Source organism: Methylobacter sp. (assembly GCF_030680395.1).
Classification (GTDB): Bacteria; Pseudomonadota; Gammaproteobacteria; order Methylococcales; family Methylomonadaceae; genus Methylobacter_A.
Map to the genome: position 1 here is coordinate 383,156 of NZ_JAUXVR010000007.1, position 18,376 is coordinate 401,531.

Below are 18,376 nucleotides of genomic sequence, written 5' to 3' on the forward strand. Positions count from 1 at the left end.
GCGAAAGACAAAGGCAAAAAGCGGTTTTTCGTCTTTCGCCTTTTTTATTCGTGTTCCATTATTAAAGTTAATCCTAATCTTCATCAATGATATACCCCACGCCTCTGACGGTGCGGATAATGGATGGTTCAAGTTTTTTTCTAAGATGGTGTATATGAACCTCGACGGTATTGCTTTCTACATCCGAATCCCAGGAGTACATGCTTTCTTCAAGTCGGGCGCGGGAAATAACCCGGCCGATATTACTCATTAAAAAACTCAGTATCTCAAATTCTTTTTGCGACAGATCAACCTTTTCATCATTCCAGGTAACCTGGTGTGAGGCCGGGTCCAAAACAATACCTTTATATTCAATATTGGGAACGCTACGGCCCTCGTTTCTTCTCGCCAATGCCCTTAACCGGGCGCAAACTTCATCCAGTTCAAATGGCTTAATCACAAAATCATCGGCGCCGCTATCCAAGCCCATTACGCGATCGGGAACGGTATCCTTGGCGGTCAAGACCATCACCGGGGTTTCATCTTTCCGCCCTCTTAAGGCTTTCAAAATGTCCAGGCCTTCCATGTCCGGCAAGTTCAGGTCCAGTACAATCAGCTCATAGCTATTGATTTTTAGAGCCTCGTCGGCAAGTTTGCCGTTGGTTAGCCAGTCAACCGCATAACCTTCCATTTTTAAGCCTTCGACCAGTCCTTCGCCCAGTATTTCGTCGTCTTCAACCAGTAACAGTCGCATATGCTCTCGCTCTAAAATAGTTAGTTATCAACAAAAAGATATAAGCGTAATCAAGCAAAGTTAAGTTCTACTTAAGCTTCGTGCAGGCTTTAAAGTCGGCAAGGTGTCTTATTCATCAGACGCTCTCGTGTTAAACTGACCGCTATTTTAAACTATTTAGTAAAAAATCTCTTGCCGCCGCTTAGTCTCTATATTCATATTCCCTGGTGTATCAAAAAATGTCCTTATTGCGATTTTAATTCACATGCAGTTAAATCCGCACTGCCTGAATCGGCCTATATAACTGCATTGCTGAATGATTTAGCCCTCGACATACAGCGCTATAATATTACTAGGCCGATAAGCAGTATTTTCATCGGTGGCGGTACGCCCAGTTTGTTTTCGCCTGAAGCGATTAATCGGTTATTGCGCGGCATAGAGCAACAGCTGAGGCTTGAAGAGGGTTTGGAAATTACTCTCGAAGCTAATCCAGGTACTTTTGAAAGTCATAAATTCGCTGAGTTCAGAGCGCTGGGTGTCAACCGCTTATCGATCGGCATACAAAGTTTTAACGATCCCTTATTAAAAAAGTTGGGTCGTGTTCATTCGGCGCAGGAGGCTATTCATGCTGCCGAGATTGCCCATCAGTCAGGTTTTGACAATTTTAACCTGGATTTGATGTTCGGCTTGCCGGGTGCAAGTCCTGATAGCAGTAAAATAGACATAGAAACGGCGATAAGTCTCAAGCCTACCCATATTTCTTTTTACCAGCTAACGTTGGAACCTAACACCTGGTTTCATAAATTCCCGCCCAAGCTGCCTGATGATGAAACAATCTTTCGTACGCAAAAAGAGTGTCAGCAAATATTGGCGGATCACGGTTATCAACAATATGAGGTCTCGGCCTATAGTAAACAAGGTTTGCAATGTAGACATAATGTAAATTATTGGCAGTTTGGCGATTATTTGGGCATCGGTGCGGGCGCTCACGGGAAAATCACCCAAACTCTACCGCAATCCATTATTCGTAGCTTTAAGCCGAAAAGCCCGGAACAATATTTAAGCAACTCGCATCAGAACGGCGGGGCCGATGTTATTGCTGTAGCGGAGTTGCCTTTAGAATTTATCATGAACCATCTGCGCTTGAAGCAGGGTTTTAGTTTGGAAGCCTATCAAGCAACAACAGGTCTTGCTCCCGCTACGCTGGAGCCCGCTTTATCCGCTTGTGTGCAACAAAACTTGCTTATCCGGCAAAACGATCACTACTATTGCTCAGAACAAGGCTGGAATTTTCTGGACAATATTTTAGAGAACTTCATTCCTTAATCTCTGTAAACTTAACTTCCATAATTTATCATGCTTGATTATCAAAAAGACTTTATTTCCTATGCCCTGGAATGCGGCGTACTAAAATTCGGTGAATTCCAGTTGAAATCGGGTCGCACCAGCCCTTATTTCTTTAATACAGGTTTATTCAATACCGGCGCCCAGTTGGGTAAACTGGGCGAGTTTTACGCTCAGGCATTGGTTCAATCCGATATTAAGCCGGATATCCTTTACGGACCTGCCTATAAAGGTATCCCACTGGTCAGCGCGACATCGATTGCCTATGCCCGGTTAACCGGTGAAGATATTCCCTTCGCTTTCAACCGCAAAGAAGCAAAAGATCATGGCGAGGGTGGTAGTTTGGTGGGTGCTCCGTTACAGGGCAAGGTGCTCATCCTTGATGATGTGATTACTGCCGGCACTTCGGTCAGAGAATCCGTAGATATCATAAAAAATGCCCATGCAACACCGGCAGGCGTATTAATTGCGTTGGACAGACAGGAAAAAGGCCAAAATGACGTTTCCGCTATTCAAGAAGTTAAAGATCAATTTGCAATGCCTGTGATTGCAATCATTACGCTGGCAAATATTATCGAATATCTAATGGCTGATACTGCCGTGGAAACACTGCATGCCGCCGCTCTACTCGACCAAATAAAAGCCTATCAGCGTCTTTACGGTATTTAAAAGCGTGGTTAAAAATAAAATTATCTTAAGCTAACAGTTCTTAATATATAGACTACAATTATTCAAAAAACATCGTCATCTGGCGATTGAGTGGGTAGATATTTGCCTGCGCAATATCTGCATTCACCACATCCATGGGGTTTATGCAGGAGCACAAACCGATAATTTCGACTAACTTAAAAAATCATGTTAGCAACAAAAGGCGTACCATGAGGAATATGGAATTTAAAGAACAAATGCACGAATATTCGGTATGGCGTGCAAAACTGGTTCAAGCTATAGAAATGTATCACCAATGGCGCAGTCGCTATGGTATGAACGATCCTCACAGTGCCGATACCATTTTAAATATTCTTAATGGGTTGCAATCAGACAAGATCACGCTGGCTTTTGTTGCTGAATTTTCCCGCGGTAAAACCGAACTGATTAATGCCCTGTTTTTTGCTGAAACGGGCGTCAGGTTGCTACCGTCTTCGCCGGGACGCACTACCATGTCGCCCACCGAGCTTTTTCATGATGAAAAAGGCGGCAATTATATCCGTTTACTCAATATTGAAAGCCGTCTTGAAGATATTTCACTGGCTGAGTTTAAAAAAAATCCGGATCGTTGGACCCAGATCGATCTGGACTGTGACTCGCCCACACAAATGCAGGAAGCGTTTAAGGAACTGGTCGCTACCAAGCAAGTTGCCCGGGATGTTGCCGACAAGTTGGGCTTGTGGAACGAACGTGAAGCGGCAGAGCAGGGCATTATCAATCCGGAGAAAGTTGAGATTCCCTGCTGGCGCCATGCCTTGATCAGCTTTCCCCATCCGTTACTAAAAGAAGGCTTATCGATACTCGATACGCCCGGCTTAAATGCTTTGGGAACCGAGCCGGAGCTGACCTTAAGCATGTTGCCCAGCGCTCAAGCCATTATTTTTGTGCTTGCTGCCGATACCGGCGTTACCAAAAGCGACCTGGAAATGTGGCACAACCATGTTTGCCATAATCGTGGCGGCAGTAAACAGGGTTTAGCCGTAGTGATGAATAAAATCGATGCGATGTGGGACGATCTTGCCGATGAAAACGGTTATGACGATTCCATTCGCTCACAAATAAAAGCGTCGGCGACGACGTTAAAGGTAAAAGAAAGCGTCATTTTCCCCGTTTCAGCTAAACAAGCCCTGCTTGCCAAGGTTAAAGACGATGGGCCTTTGCTTGAGAAAAGCCGTCTGGCCGCATTGGAAAACTACCTTGCCAATGATATTTTAAAGCAGCGCAAAAATATTCTATTGGGAACCATTAATCGTGATATTGGTTTTCTGGTTAATGAGTCGTCCAACTTAACAGGTGCTTCATTGGCGAGTGCTGTTGCGCAGCTTGATGAATTCAGAAAGATTGATTTACAAAATGAGGATATGACCGGCAAATTGATGGCCGAGACGCGGGACCGACAAAATCTTTACATGGCCAATGTCGAAAACTTTCAGGCCAGCCGCCGGGTTTTTGCAGTTCAAGCCCAGCTTCTGATTGATTCATTCGCTAAGGAAAAAGTTGATAGCATCATTAAAGCGACCAAAAAAGACATGGAAAAAAGTCTGACAACTTACGGCATGAAGCAAAACATCCGTAAATTGTTTGATGATCTGCGGGATTTGTTGCAGGATTCTGTCGATATTACCAATGAAACCCGGCGCCTGGTCAAGGCGATACACAAAAAATTCAAGGATGAATACGGCTTTAAGGAAATCGAACCGCAGTTGTTTTCGATCAAGCAGTACCAGATTGAACTGGAACAGATTTTTGATGAAGGCGAGGCCTTTCGCTCCAGCGCCAAAACGACGATGTCGGAACAAAGCATTGTCATCAACAAGCTTTACAGCACCCTGATCGCCAAGGCCAGAAATATACTCAGGCAGGCGCATGCCGATGCCACAACCTGGAGTAACGGCGTTTTAACGCCTTTGATGCATCAAATTAAAGATCATAAAAAACAGATTGAAGGTCGTCTGCAAATGCTAAGAAAAATCAACGAATCGAAAGACAGCATTATTGAAAATATTGCCAATCTTGAAGCGGAATTGGAACCGTTAAAACGGCAACGCGAAGAATTGGCTATCATCATTAACGCGATGCAACTGGATGTTAATAGTCAAGCGCACATAAGCGGATAGGATGGGTGCGACTGCATGGACAGGAAATGATCCCGTCATTTCTCTGCATTCCCCACATCCCTGTGGCTTATGCAGGAGCGATTACCGAGGAGCAAAAATCTGTGCATGCAATTCGTACCGATCCTGCGCACTTCATTTTTTCCTGAAAATCAAATCCCATACACCGTGCCCCAGGCGTATACCGCGCTGCTCGAATCTTGTTAACGGACGATATTCCGGACGTTCGCAATAGTCGCCGGTATGACTGGTATTGCTTATACCAACGCTTGCCGATAATACTTGCAGCATGCTTTCCGCGTAATTTTGCCAATCCGTCGCCGCATGAAAATAACCGTCAGGCTTTAATTTTCTGGCTAATAATTCAACAAAGGCAGGGCGGACAATACGCCGCTTATGATGTTTATTTTTCGGCCATGGGTCGGGAAAGAACAAATGCACGCCAGCCAGACTATTGTCGGCAATCTTGTGTTCAATAATATCAATGGCATCGTGACAATAGATCCTGACGTTGGTCAGGCCTTGTTGATCCAGCAGCAGCATTAAATGCCCAACGCCCGGTTTATGCACTTCAATGCCGATATAATTATTGTCAGGATTAGCCTCCGCCATTTTCGCCAGACTGTCGCCGGTGCCGAAACCTATTTCAACAATCAACGGCGCTTCCCGGCCGAAAACCTGGCTAAAATCATAATCGGCATCAGGATTGAGACAATATCTGTCCCAATGGTTATCCAAAGCCAATTGTTGGCCTTGGGTGATTCGTCCTTGTCGACGGATAAAGCTACGGATTCTGTGCGAGGGATTTTTTTCAGAAGAGAGCATAAAAATATTGACCGCAGATTTGTGGAGCGGGCTACACCCCGCTCTTACGTAACTAAAAAAACAAACCGTCTATTGGCGATGAGGCGGAAGCAAAACGTCGGCGCGGCATACGTCCCGCTAAAAACGCTTCCCTACCGGCTTCGATGCCTTTGCGCATGGCCGAAGCCATCAATATCGGATTTTTAGCGGCGGCAATCGCGGTATTCATCAATACCCCGTCGCAGCCCAGCTCCATCGCAATGGCTGCATCGGAAGCCGTGCCGACACCGGCATCGACCAAAATGGGCACGTTGGCATTTTCCACAATGGTCAAAATATTATAGGGATTACGTACGCCCAGGCCGGAACCGATCGGCGCGGCCAGCGGCATGACCGCCACGCAACCAATCTCTTCCAGCCGTTTGGCGGCAATCGGGTCATCGTTGGTATATACCATGACATCAAAGCCGTCTTTAACCAGCAGTTCAGCGGCTATATACGTTTCCGCGACATCAGGAAACAAGGTAAGTTGGTCGGCCAATACTTCCAGCTTGACCAGCTTATGGCCTCCGAGCAATTCCCTGCCCAAACGACAGGTTCTTACCGCATCTTCCGCAGTATAACAACCGGCGGTATTGGGCAGAATGGTGTATTTATCCGGCGAAATGACATCCAGTAGATTAGGCTCGCCGGGATTCTGGCCGATATTGGTACGGCGGATCGCCACTGTCACAATTTGCGCGCCGCTGGCCTCAATGGCCAGGCGGGTTTCTTCCATATCTTTATATTTGCCCGTGCCGACCAACAATCTTGAATGATACTTTACTCCGGCAAGCATGAAAGAATCATCCTGCCCGCCGCCGATAGCATGCACAATTTCCAGGCGATCTCCGGCCTGTAGCCGCTGAGTGTCATATTGCTGGAACGGTAAAATTTCCTTATTTAATTCAATCGCAATTTTTTTGCCGGTTAAACCCAAGTCAGTAACCACATCGGCGACCCGACTGTTTTCAGCGCAATCACGGGTTTCGCCGTTAACATAAACTATCATTTACTTAAACTCCGGCTGGTGTCCACGGTTCTGCGTTTTTGCACCGCTAGCGCCAGCTCTCTTAACAATGGAACGGTATCATCCCAGGACAAACAGGCATCGGTAATGCTTTGGCCGTAGACCAACGGCTGTCCTTCAACAACCTTTTGGCTGCCTGCCTTAAGATGGCTCTCGATCATCACACCCATAATCCGATGGTCGCCGTTGGCGATTTGTTCGGCGACATCGTCGCCGACGATCAATTGCCGTTGGCACTGTTTCAAACTATTGGCATGACTGAAATCAATCATGATATTCGGTTTTAGCTCGGCCTTGACCAAGCCCTCAGCGACCTGCTCCACGCTGACGGCATCATAGTTGGGGCGATCGTTGCCGCCTCTTAAAATGATATGCACATCCTCATTTCCGGTGGTTGAGAAAATAGCCGAATGACCGGCTTTATTCAGCGAGATAAAGTGATGCGGACTCATCGCCGCGCCTATCGCATCAATGGCGATTTTAATGGTGCCATCGGTGGAGTTTTTAAAGCCGATAGGGCAGGACACACCCGAAGCCAATTCACGATGTCCCTGACTTTCGGTAGTTCTGGCGCCGATTGCGCCCCAGGCGATCAGGTCGGAAACATATTGCGGGGTGATTAAATCCAGGTATTCGGTTGCGGCAGGAACGCCCGCTTCATTCACATCCAGCAACAAGCGTCTGGCGATGCGCAAGCCTTTGTTGATATTAAAACTGGAATCCAGATCAGGGTCGTTAATCAGGCCTTTCCAGCCTACCGTGGTGCGCGGCTTTTCAAAATAGACCCGCATCACGATTACCAGATCATCGGCTAACTCATCTTTAACCGCTTTCAAAAGCCGGGCATATTCATGCGCCGCTACCGGGTCATGAATAGAGCAAGGACCCACCACCACGATCAACCGGTCATCAAGGCCGGTCAATATTTTGTGGATGTCCTGCCGGGCCAGTGCAGTGGTTTGCGCCGCAGCCTCGCTAATCGGCATTTCAGTATGAACCTGAACAGGGGCTATGACTTCTTTAGTCCCACAAATTCTCAAGTCATCAGTGTTATATTTTGTATGCATGAAAGCTATCAACCCGTTACAGGATTATTATCAGAATTTGTTATTTTAACCGATTTTAAAATTGTTTTGTTAGAGTTCTTGCCGCCTTAAACACGGCTACCTCTCAAGTCATGCCAAATTAATCGCAGGCAAAATCAAATTGACCGCTTGGGATAAAATTTAATTAAACCGGGGCATCTACATGCTTAAGCCTGTAGCCACATCAATGTTGGAATATTCCGCTTATAAGGTTTACTGATACACATGTTATGAAGAAGGCTTATGCAGATAGCATTATTTATATAGGAAGTCATGGTTTTGGAAGTAGAGCCATAGCGATCCGCTGATTGGGGTGTTACCTAATTAAACTGTGTTATTTAACACATTAAAAATAGGTCATATGACTCACTTTCATTAAAACACAACTCCGATAAAAGTGCATAGTCCGTACAGAACAAGCTCATTAAAATAAGAAGACTGAAAATTGATTCGCAACCAAAGAGTAAGTAATTGATTACAATAAATTAAAAAGCTAAAGGCAATAGTCCTGATAATCGGTATTACCATGAGCTTGGCGCATTGGCATGCAACGTGCTCTTATGAGCGGACTACCCATGATTATAAAAATTAAAACAATGAAAAAATATCTACTATTGCTGGGAATAACTTACTTAGGCTGCGGAGTTGCGGCCGAACCCGCCAAGACCAAAAAGACCGATAAACAAGCCCAGACAAGAAACGATAAATATCAGGGCGAGGAAATGGTGACCTACAGCACTATGACCGATAGAAAGTTTCCGGATACCGCCAAGGCAACGCCTACCTATACTATTGACGCGGCGGACGTTAAAACAAAAGTCAATGCGACAACGGTTGAGGATACTATCAGGTATGCCCCAGGCGTACTGATCCGCAAACGGTTTATGGGCGACCCGAACGGCACCTTGGGCATACGCTCTTCAAATTCGTTCCAAACCGCGCACAGCATGGTTTATGCCGATGGGATGCCATTGCACAATCCTTTGCGCACCAGTTTCAGCGGAGCACCCAGATGGTCGATGGTATCGCCGAGCGAAATCGATTCGGCGGAAGTACTTTACGGCCCGTTCTCATCTCAATATAGCGGCAACTCAATGGGCGGTGTGATTAACCTGAATACTAAAATGCCGGAAAAATTTGAAGCCCAAATGGACGCTACCGGCATGTTCCAGAATATGCACAGGTCAGGACGCAATGAAACGTTAATGGGTTATAAAACCTTTATTTCAGCAGGCGACCGGATCGATAAGTTCAGCGTTTGGGCCTCTTATAACCGTTTTGAAAACGAGGGCCAGCCGCAGACCATCAATGCCGCCGCTTTAACTACGGCAGCGGGCGGAACGCCAATCACCGGCGGAGAAGGATACCAAACAACGACGGAAGCTCCGGCTATTGCCTACGGCGACATCGGCATCGCCCAACAAACGACGGACCTGTTCAAGGCCAAATTCGCTTATGACTTTACCGAAGAGCTGCAAGGGCGTTTTACCATTGCCTATGAAGATCGCGTAGGGAAAGTTGACGATCCGAACACCTTGTTAAGGGATGCGGCAGGTAATAAAGTATGGGGAGGAGCCACCGCCGCAGGACTGTCAGCCAGTCAAAACTACAGAACAGCGGGCGGACGGCGGTTTGCCGTTCCCGGCTCGGTTTTCTCGGTCAGCGACTCCGAGCGTCAGGCGTTAAATTATGGTTTGGGGTTAAAAGGCAAAATATCGGATAACTGGAGCATCGATACCACCGCCAGTTATTACGACGCATTCAAGGACAGAAGCATCAGTTCGAATCTCAATCCCAACCACCCGTTAAACCAAAACAAAGGCCAGATTTCCGATGAAAAACCCTGGTGGGCCACTTACGACCTGAAGTTGGCGACCGACAAATTTATGGGCAGGGATGATTTGTCCTTTATGGGCGGCTACCAGTTTAATCACGCCAGCCTCAATCTGGATGTTTATAACAGCAATAATTACAAGGCCGGATCGGCCGATGTTAAAACCAACGACAGCGGCGGCGCAACTCAAACCAACAGCGCTTTTTCGCAGTTGGAATGGCGATTTTTGCCCGACTGGAGCGTGATGGCCGGAGGACGATTCGACCATTGGCAAGCTCTTGACGGGCATGTGCATACTTTTGGCGCGACAAACAATATCCAAAACTATGCCGACCGCGACGCCTCCCGCATTTCGCCTAAAGCGTCGCTGGAGTATTCGCCCGACAACTGGACTTTCCGCTATTCGTTTTCCAAAGCATATCGCTTCCCGATTGCCGAAGAAATGTTCGCCAGCCTATCCCGGCTTAACAGCGCGACTTTTTCTGCTCCCGGCTTGGGACCTGAGGCGGGTTATTTCCATAACTTCATGACCCAGTACGATATTCCCAGAGGTTATGTGCGCGCCAATTTCTTTTTTGATCAAATCAATAATGAAATTAACAGCACTCAGGTAACCGTTAACGGCCAGACGACAACAACCTTTCAGCCGATTGACCAAACCGAAGCTATCGGTGTGGATCTGACTTTTCAACAGAATGAGGTGTTTAACCTGCCGGTGGATTTAATGGCCAATACCACCATCATGAATAAGCAGATCACCAAGCATAATCCTATCGGCACTAACAGCATCAACTACACCGGCAAAGAGTGGGATCGCATACCCCAACTGCAAATCAACGGCTCGGCAACTTATCATATTACGCAGCCATGGGCCGCGTCAGTGGGCGTCCGTTATCGCAGCGATTCGTTTCAAACGTTGACCAATACCGACACGGCGGCCAATGTTATGGGCGGTACCGATGAATCTACCTTTGTCGATTTAAAAACTTCTTATCAATTGCCGATTAACCCAAAACTGAAAAGCACTATCTCAGCGGGGATCGATAACGTTTTTGATGCCAATGCCTTTGAAAATCATCCTTTTCCGCAACGTACTTATTTCGTTAGCGCGTCGCTGAAATATTAACCGCAGGCATGAAATAGTTTTTGAATGGCACAAGGATGTGCTGCTTTTAAGCGCTACTTATAATAATAATTTTTTAGGAAGACTCCATGACCCATTCCAAACCGCCTTATCCGCTCAACGCCAGACGGGCTTTGATCTGCTTGCTGATATTTGCAACCCCGCTTGCCGCGGCCGAAACCAAACAAAACGTTAACGGAAAAAAAGCGCCTGCCGACAAATCCAAAGCGGTGATGGCAGATATGACGGTAACCGAAAAAATAACGCCGACTGCCAAGGAAAGATACAAACTGCCGACGACTACAGAGAGTCTCACGCGCGAAAAAATCGACAACACCATCAATGCGATGAATGTCGAGGATACTATTAAATACCTGCCCAGCATTCAAGTGCGTAAACGTTATATCGGCGACACCAACGCGCCGGTAGGCTGGCGCACTTCAGGCACAGGCGCCAGTGCCCGCGGCTTGATTTATGCCGATGGCATCCTGCTGTCTTCCCTGCTTGGCAACAATAACGGCAATACCGGTTCACCGCGTTGGAACATGGTATCGCCTTCGGAAATTGAACGGGTTGATGTGATGTACGGACCGTTTTCAGCCGCCCATGCAGGTAATTCGATCGGCGGCGTGATTGACATCACGACGCGGATGCCGGAAAAATTCGAGGCTGGCGGCGATATAAAATCGACTTGGCAGGATTATGGCTTCTATGGCAAGAAAAAGATGTTCGACAGCCAGGAATATTCTTTCAACGTAGGCGATCGCTACAAAGACCTGTCATTCCGTTTTGATGTCAGTCACCTGGACAGCCACAGTCAGCCTATCGTCTTTGTGAATCCTATCACTTCAACGACCAACGCAACGGCTGCGGATACGCCGGTAACGGGCGCTATTGCCAACTTAAATGGGGCTGGTGTTCCCGCTCAAGTGCTGGGCGAGTCTGCACTCAATCATACGGTACAGGATAACTTCAAATGGAAACTAGGCTACGACATCACCCCGACCATACACGCGGCGTATACGCTGGGACTGTGGCAGAACGATAATCATGCCGGTTTTAACAGTTTTCTGCGCAATGCCAATACCGGCGCTATAGTAGACAGCGGTAACGTCAATATCGGCGGAAAACGCTATGCAACAGGTTTTGCAGAAACCAGAGCCGAACAAATGCACTGGTCGCATGGCATGAATCTTAAATCCGACACCGGCGGCGTATTCGATTGGGATTTGGCCGGCAGTGTGGTCGAATACGGCACCGATCTTAGCCGCACATCGACTCAAACACCCGCGTTAGCCGCTAGAAACGGCGCAGGCAGAACCACCAGCTTAACCGGAACCGGCTGGCATACCGCAGATGCCAAGGGGATATGGCGTCCCGGTGCTGATCTGCTCGGTAAGCATGAGGTCAGCTTTGGCTTTCATCATGATTTATACAATTTGGACAATACGGTTTATAACGCGACCAACTGGCAAACCAGCGATGGCGGCAGTATTTTTTCCGATTCGCAAGGCAAGACGCAAACCGAAGGCTATTGGCTACAGGATGCCTGGGACTTTACTAAAGACTGGAACCTGACGCTGGGTGGCCGTGTGGAAAGCTGGCATGCTTACGATGGCTATAATGCTGCTGTAGCAGGCGGCGCACTCCGGTCAATCAATCAGGCCGAACGTAATGAACTGGAATTTTCGCCCAAGGCCAAGTTGACCTGGAAGCCAATGGATCGTGTACAAACTGGCTTAGCCATCGGCCAGGCCTATCGCTTTGCTACCGTGACGGAGTTGTTTCAGACGAGTACGATTAATGTGGGCGGGGTAACTAATATTGTCAATGGCAATCCCAACCTCAAGCCCGAAGAAGCGCTATCCTCGGAGCTTTCCGGAGAATATTTTCTGGATCAAGGTAAATTGCGTCTTAGCTTATTCCAGGAACGGATAAAGGATGCTATTTATACGCAACAAACCTTTTTATCCACTGGAGGTACTTCCAGTACGCCTTCAAATGTCGGCGAAATTCAAACCTACGGTATCGAATTTGCGGGCGAAGCCAGTGATGTTGGCATACAAGGCATTGATCTTTCCGGCAGCGCCACCTGGACCGATTCCAGGATTACCGAGAACGCTGCCGGGGATGCCGCGGCCGCAGCTGCGGGGGCTACAGCCGCCAATCCTTACGCCAACCAACCGTCAACCGGTAAACGTCAGCCGAGAGTTCCCGAGTGGCGCGCCAGCGCAACCATTGGCTATCGCCCGACAGACAAGTTGACTACCTCGGTAAGCGGTCGTTACAGTAGCCCGCAGTTTGGTCAATTGAACAACAGCGACACCAATCCGGGAACTTATGCATCGGGCGGTACTGCATACTTTATTGTCGATTTACGTGCTAAATATCAAATTACCAAGCAAGTCAGCGCTTCGGCGGGTATTGATAACGTCAACAACCAGGAAGTTTGGCTATTTCACCCTTTCCCATCGCGCACTTACTTTGCTGAGTTAAAGTATAATTATTAATAACTTAACACTATAGAGAAAGCAATAAAGCCGGGCTTTTTAAGCGTCCGGCTTTATTGCATAAAGACTGAAAAGATATTTTTCTCCTCTATCCGGCTTTCTCTTTATAATTCAGCTCGACTTTTTAATTCGGTGTAATTCATGAAATCCCTTATCTCTTTTCTAGCTCTTGTAATGCTGACAACCTCCGGTTGTGTAAATGACGCCGCTGTAAAACCTGCAGACGATGCCAAACAACAGCATGCGCGTCATCATTCGGCAGAAGCAAAAGGCGTTTGTGCCGATACCAAAGCGCTGCCTTCAAACCAATGCGCTGAAACAATAAGCGCTGCTTTCGATGGCAAGGGTGTGTTGTGGATTACCTGGGCAAGCAATGATCACGTTTATGTGCAATCATCGAACGATAAGGGACTCAGCTTTACCGCGCCGGTGATGGTCAATCCCGTTGCAGAGAAAATCGAAGCTAAAGGCGAATATCGCCCGAAAATAAAACCGGATGCAAAGGGCAATATTTATTTAAGCTGGACGCTGAAACTAGAAGGCCGTCATAGCGGCCATATCCGCTTTAGCCGCTCGACTGACGGCGGCCGGCATTTCTCCGCTCCGGTTACCGTCAACGATAATCTGGACGTGATCAGCCACCGCTTCGACAGCATGGCGATCGGCAAAAACGGCGAAATCTTTATCGCCTGGCTGGATGCCCGCGATGTCGAAGAAGCAAAAAAAGCCGGCAAGCAATTTGAGGGCTCTTCGCTTTATTACAGCTGGTCGGACGATGGCGGCCAGCATTTTTATCCGAATAAAAGAATCGCTACCCATACCTGCCAGTGCTGCCGTTTGGACACCGCGATAGCACCAGATAACACGCCGGTCATTACTTGGCGGCATGTTTTTGAAGGCGGCATACGCGACCACGCGCTGATTAAATTTAACGACTGGAACACTCCCGGCGATACCCACCGTTTAGGCCAGGATAACTGGAAAATCGATGCCTGTCCGCATCACGGCCCCGGCTTGTCGATTTCCGATTCCGGCATTTATCACGCGGTATGGTTTAGCGGTTCCCCTACCAACCCAGGCCTGTTTTATGCTTATTCGACCGATGCCGGACGGCATTTTTCCACGCCTGTTAATTTCGGTAAGGAAGGCGCAGGCCATCCGCATGTACTGGCTTTGGGTTCACAGGTCAGAGTGGTTTGGCAGGAGTTCGATGGTACTCACAATGTTATTAAGCTGATCAAATCCATTGATGACGGCAAAAGCTGGTCGAAGCCTGAAGTGATTGCGCAAACCGCCCAGTCCGGCGATCAGCCTTTCCTGGTCAGTGACGGGCAGAAGATCTATCTGTCCTGGAAAACCCAGCAGCAGGATTATCAATTAAAGCCTATTGAGTAGGGGCAATATGGTTGATTTTACGCGGGTTCCCAAGCCGGAGCTTGGGAATTCAGTACGCAGTAAAATCTTTAGCTTAATGGCAATGATCCATCGGCCTGAATGATTTAAAAACTTATTATGTCGCCAAATAAAATCCTGCTTGAAGCCAAACAACTGGTAGTCAATTATAAAAACCATCGCGCGATTGACGGACTCGATTTGTCGGTTCCGGCAGGGTGCGTCTACGCTTTGTTGGGCGGCAATGGCGCGGGGAAAACCTCGACCATTAACACATTTTTGGGGTTCAATCGGCCGACCGGCGGCAATGTTTTTATTGATGGCGAGTCGCCCGACCAAAACCCCGCGGTGGTTCGTGCCAAGCTGGCCTACTTGCCGGAAAACGTTGCACTTTATGAATACATGAGCGGCCTGGAAAACCTGAGCTTTTTCTGTAAGTTGGCCAATATCCGCATATCTCGCCAGCATGCGCACGATCTGCTGGTGAATACAGGCTTGCAAAGCGATGCTCATGATCGGCGTGTTTCAACGTATTCCAAGGGCATGCGCCAGAAAGTCGGTTTGGCTATCGCCTCGGCAAAACAGGCCAAAGTCATGCTGCTGGATGAACCGACCTCCGGGCTTGATCCCAGCGCGGCCAATGATTTTGCCCAGCGGATAAGGGCCGCAGCCGATCTGGGCATGGCGGTGCTGATGGCGACCCATGATCTGTTTAATGCCAAACAGGTTGCCGACCGTATCGGTATCATGAAAGCCGGTCGTCTGGTTGAAGAGTTCGATGCTCACACCGTCGCGCATGATGAGCTGGAACACAAATATCTGGCGCATGCACGGGGCTTGCTTTGATTATTGCGATCATCCACAAGGAACTGTTGGCTGTATTGCGGGACGGAAGATTACTGGTGTTGGCATTTTCGGTTTTTGCCGTATTAAGCGGATTTTTTCTGGCTTCCGTCGCCGAACATCAACAAGTGCAGCAGGAAAAGCAAGCCGTGGGCGCAACCGCCAAGGAACAATGGGATACGCAAGGCGTCAAGAACCCGCATGCGGCGGCGCATTTTGGTATTTATGTATTCAAACCGGATTCGCCGCTGGCCTCGGTAGATCCCGGATTAAGACAATATACCGGCCAGACGCTCTGGCTGGAACCGCACAAACGCAACGGAGTCCGTTTCAGTCCGGCGGCCGATCAGGGTCTGGCCGGTCGCTTCGGGCAGGCCAGTGCCGGTTTTGTGTTGGTTGCGCTGCTTCCGTTGCTGGTCATTGCTCTGGCTTTCAACGCAGTAACCCAGGAACGGGAGCAGGGCACCTTGCGCATGCTGCACAGTCTGGGGGTATCGGCGACCAAGCTGCTGTTGGGCAAGTTTGTCGGCCTGTTGCTGGCTTTTATGGTGGTGTTGTTGCCGGCAACGGCGGTTGCGATCATTATTCTGTATCAAAATTTCGACCTCGCCGGTGACGATATACTCAGGCTGCTCGCATTGAGCGGGACTTTTTTTATGTATTATGCGGTATTCGCGGCCTTGGCAATGTCCACCTCGATCCATTTCAAAAGCAGCCGCCTGGCTTTATTTACCCTGCTGGCATTCTGGTCGGGCAGCGTGTTGATTGCGCCGCGCTTGGGCGCGGCAGCCGCAGAGATGATGGTGCCGATACCCTCGGCTACGGCGTTCTGGGCGGGGATCAAAAAAGACATTCAGCAAGGCTTGGATAACGATGGCGATCATCAGGCGCGAGAGGCCTTATTTAAGGTTCAGGTATTAAAGCAGTACGGCGTGACGAGGGTTGAAGACTTGCCGGTAGGCTATGCTGCACTCAACCGTAATTTTAATGACGGTTATTCCGAACGGGTGCATGCCCTGCATTTCGACAGGTTGAGAGATGCGTTCGAACGCCAGGGCCGGTTTATCCATATCGCTTCGCTGCTCGGTCCGAGCATCGCGATGCGTTCGGTGTCAATGACATTATCAGGCATGGATTTGGCGCATCAGCGACATTTTGAAGATGCGGCCGAAAATTACCGGCATTATTTTATCGGCCTGACCGATGACTGGGACCGTGAACGTAGCCACGGCACGAAGCGCGGCGCTCTGGGCCATGATTCCGACTGGGGCAGCGTCAAGGCATTCACTTATGCGTCGCCTTCGGTGGGCTTTGCGCTGCATCATGCGCTGGCCGATTTGCTGGTTTTGCTGGCTTGGCTGGTTGCCGCGCTGATGTGGCTGCTGTTTTCCGCGAAGAGGCTCAAGCCATGACGGGTTTGTTGCAAGCAGAGTGGCTGCGCTTCATCCGTAATCCGGTCAATCTGTGGGTGATTGCGGCATTCTTTATTCTGTTAGCGGGTAGCGCGCTTTGGTCGGGACTTGCCGCCAGTGAGTTTCGCGCCAACGCATCATGTGGGCCCGAATTTATTCGCGCTGCCGCTAAAGACGCGAATACCCTACAGGACGCAGGTAAGCTCACGCCCACAGAAATGCACGATGCGCCCGCTACCGGCAAAGGCGGCGACATGGCCAAGCCGGCTGATAGCACAACCGTGTGTCTTCCGGCGCTCGGCGGCTTGGCATTGAACGTGCGACAAATGGATCTGCTCGGTTCCGAACTGCGCCTCTCAACCCGCAGTCGCTATACTGATGGTCGCAACAGCGATCAGCTGTTTAATCCATTGCTGCGCGAACTGGGCTTGCTCGATTTTGCAAGCGTGCTCGCGTTACTGTTGCCATTGACCGTGATAGCCCTCACTTACGGCCTAGTGCAGGAAGATCGTGAGCGGGGCGTGTGGCGTTTGGTTTGTGCGCAAATGCCCCAGCCTTGGCTGTTGGTATTTGCTGCGCTCGTTGTGCGATTAGGTATGATATTGGTGTCTGCCCTCGTGGCATCATCGCTTGCATTTATGCTGGACTCCGGCTCCACCCTTTACGCGGCAACGCATTGGCTGGTTTTTGTCGGCGTGTTTGCCGGGGTGTGGATTATGGTTTCCGGTCTGTTTCTGTTGCTGCCTGTTTCATCGGGTGCGGCAGCGGTAGGATTATTAGGCGTGTGGTTGGTCACAACATTTGCGGTACCGGCGGGTTTGAGCTGGGCGGCCAACGATATGCAAACCATGCCCTCACGGCTCACGGCAATTGTCGATATTCGGCGTGTTCAGGCGCAAACGGCCAAACAACAAGCTGAACTGCTGTCAGCATGGTATCAGATGCATCCTGACATCAAGTCCTTGAAAGAGCCGCCCCGTGAGATTGCCGGTTTGCCTGCAAATCTGGAGCTTGATAGCAAGGTGCGACCGCTAATGTATCGCTTCGATGAAGTTCGAAAAGCTCATTTTGAGTTTATGGAACGTTGGTCCGCGCTTTCGCCCGCACTTGCGGCGGTATTGACGGCTGACCGTTTGGCGGGTATCGATGCGCCCCGTTATGCCGAATATATTCAAGCGGCCAATCAATTTGAAGACCGGTGGCGGGCGTTTTTTGTACCGGGAATTATGGGCAAGCAAGGCATGTCGCCGCCGGATTATGAGCAACTGCCTGTAGTGAAAGCTTTGCCGAGGGCTGACATGGTATGGACGGTCATATTGAGGCAGTCGCTGAACGGTATTTTGTTGCTACTGGTATTGATAGCTTTGCGCAAGCAATTCGGAAAGCCGTAAAATACGGTTTAAAACTGATTGATAATAAATAGTCG

13 protein-coding genes are annotated in these 18,376 nt (G+C 48.9%); 9 read left to right on the forward strand and 4 right to left on the reverse strand.

The genetic code is table 11. The features are described 5' to 3' along the window. Nucleotides 1–73: 73 nt before the first annotated feature. A complete protein-coding gene (locus Q8L79_RS04400; protein WP_305268310.1) occupies nucleotides 74–733 on the reverse strand; it encodes a response regulator in 660 nt (219 codons plus the stop codon). A 171-nt stretch (nucleotides 734–904) separates the two neighbouring features. On the opposite strand from Q8L79_RS04400, the gene hemW reads away from it, so the two are divergent. The 3 genes from hemW to Q8L79_RS04415 all read left to right on the forward strand — a co-directional run bounded on the left by hemW (nucleotide 905) and on the right by Q8L79_RS04415 (nucleotide 4,881). Further along, on the forward strand, nucleotides 905–2,038 hold the full coding sequence (hemW, locus tag Q8L79_RS04405; protein ID WP_305268311.1) for a radical SAM family heme chaperone HemW: 1,134 nt from the start codon (nucleotides 905–907) through the stop codon (nucleotides 2,036–2,038). Between the two features lie 30 nt (nucleotides 2,039–2,068). Continuing rightward, nucleotides 2,069–2,725: an orotate phosphoribosyltransferase gene (gene pyrE, locus Q8L79_RS04410; protein ID WP_305268312.1), complete on the forward strand. Its 657-nt coding sequence runs from the start codon at nucleotides 2,069–2,071 to the stop codon at nucleotides 2,723–2,725. Nucleotides 2,726–2,934: 209 nt separating this feature from the next. Then, the gene (locus tag Q8L79_RS04415) at nucleotides 2,935–4,881 is read left to right on the forward strand and encodes a dynamin family protein (protein WP_305268313.1); all 1,947 of its coding nucleotides are present in this window, start codon (nucleotides 2,935–2,937) and stop codon (nucleotides 4,879–4,881) included. Nucleotides 4,882–5,013: 132 nt separating this feature from the next. Here Q8L79_RS04415 and trmB read toward each other — a convergent pair whose 3' ends face one another. From trmB to Q8L79_RS04430, 3 genes are read right to left on the reverse strand one after another with little or no spacing between them, the layout of a single operon-like run. After that, on the reverse strand, nucleotides 5,014–5,703 hold the full coding sequence (trmB, locus tag Q8L79_RS04420) for a tRNA (guanosine(46)-N7)-methyltransferase TrmB (RefSeq protein ID WP_305268315.1): 690 nt from the start codon (nucleotides 5,701–5,703) through the stop codon (nucleotides 5,014–5,016). A 52-nt stretch (nucleotides 5,704–5,755) separates the two neighbouring features. Continuing rightward, nucleotides 5,756–6,733 (reverse strand): sulfur carrier protein ThiS, encoded by a 978-nt coding sequence (gene thiS, locus Q8L79_RS04425; RefSeq protein WP_305268316.1) that lies wholly within the window; start codon nucleotides 6,731–6,733, stop codon nucleotides 5,756–5,758. Continuing rightward, nucleotides 6,730–7,818, reverse strand: coding sequence for a 3-deoxy-7-phosphoheptulonate synthase (locus Q8L79_RS04430; protein ID WP_305268318.1), 1,089 nt, complete (start codon nucleotides 7,816–7,818; stop codon nucleotides 6,730–6,732). Before Q8L79_RS04430 ends, thiS begins: the two co-directional genes overlap by 4 nt. A 593-nt stretch (nucleotides 7,819–8,411) precedes the next feature. On the opposite strand from Q8L79_RS04430, the gene Q8L79_RS04435 reads away from it, so the two are divergent. The 6 genes from Q8L79_RS04435 to Q8L79_RS04460 all read left to right on the forward strand — a co-directional run bounded on the left by Q8L79_RS04435 (nucleotide 8,412) and on the right by Q8L79_RS04460 (nucleotide 18,341). Beyond that, a complete protein-coding gene (locus Q8L79_RS04435; protein ID WP_305268319.1) occupies nucleotides 8,412–10,796 on the forward strand; it encodes a TonB-dependent receptor in 2,385 nt (794 codons plus the stop codon). A gap of 86 nt (nucleotides 10,797–10,882) precedes the next feature. Next, the gene (locus Q8L79_RS04440; RefSeq protein WP_305268320.1) at nucleotides 10,883–13,303 is read left to right on the forward strand and encodes a TonB-dependent receptor; all 2,421 of its coding nucleotides are present in this window, start codon (nucleotides 10,883–10,885) and stop codon (nucleotides 13,301–13,303) included. A gap of 141 nt (nucleotides 13,304–13,444) precedes the next feature. Then, nucleotides 13,445–14,698 (forward strand): sialidase family protein, encoded by a 1,254-nt coding sequence (locus Q8L79_RS04445; RefSeq protein WP_305268321.1) that lies wholly within the window; start codon nucleotides 13,445–13,447, stop codon nucleotides 14,696–14,698. A gap of 117 nt (nucleotides 14,699–14,815) precedes the next feature. Then, nucleotides 14,816–15,541: an ABC transporter ATP-binding protein gene (locus Q8L79_RS04450; RefSeq protein ID WP_305268322.1), complete on the forward strand. Its 726-nt coding sequence runs from the start codon at nucleotides 14,816–14,818 to the stop codon at nucleotides 15,539–15,541. Next, nucleotides 15,538–16,950 (forward strand): DUF3526 domain-containing protein, encoded by a 1,413-nt coding sequence (locus Q8L79_RS04455; RefSeq protein WP_305268323.1) that lies wholly within the window; start codon nucleotides 15,538–15,540, stop codon nucleotides 16,948–16,950. Before Q8L79_RS04450 ends, Q8L79_RS04455 begins: the two co-directional genes overlap by 4 nt. After that, on the forward strand, nucleotides 16,914–18,341 hold the full coding sequence (locus Q8L79_RS04460) for a DUF3526 domain-containing protein (protein WP_305268324.1): 1,428 nt from the start codon (nucleotides 16,914–16,916) through the stop codon (nucleotides 18,339–18,341). The genes Q8L79_RS04455 and Q8L79_RS04460 overlap by 37 nt, the downstream gene beginning before the upstream one ends. Nucleotides 18,342–18,376: the final 35 nt, after the last annotated feature.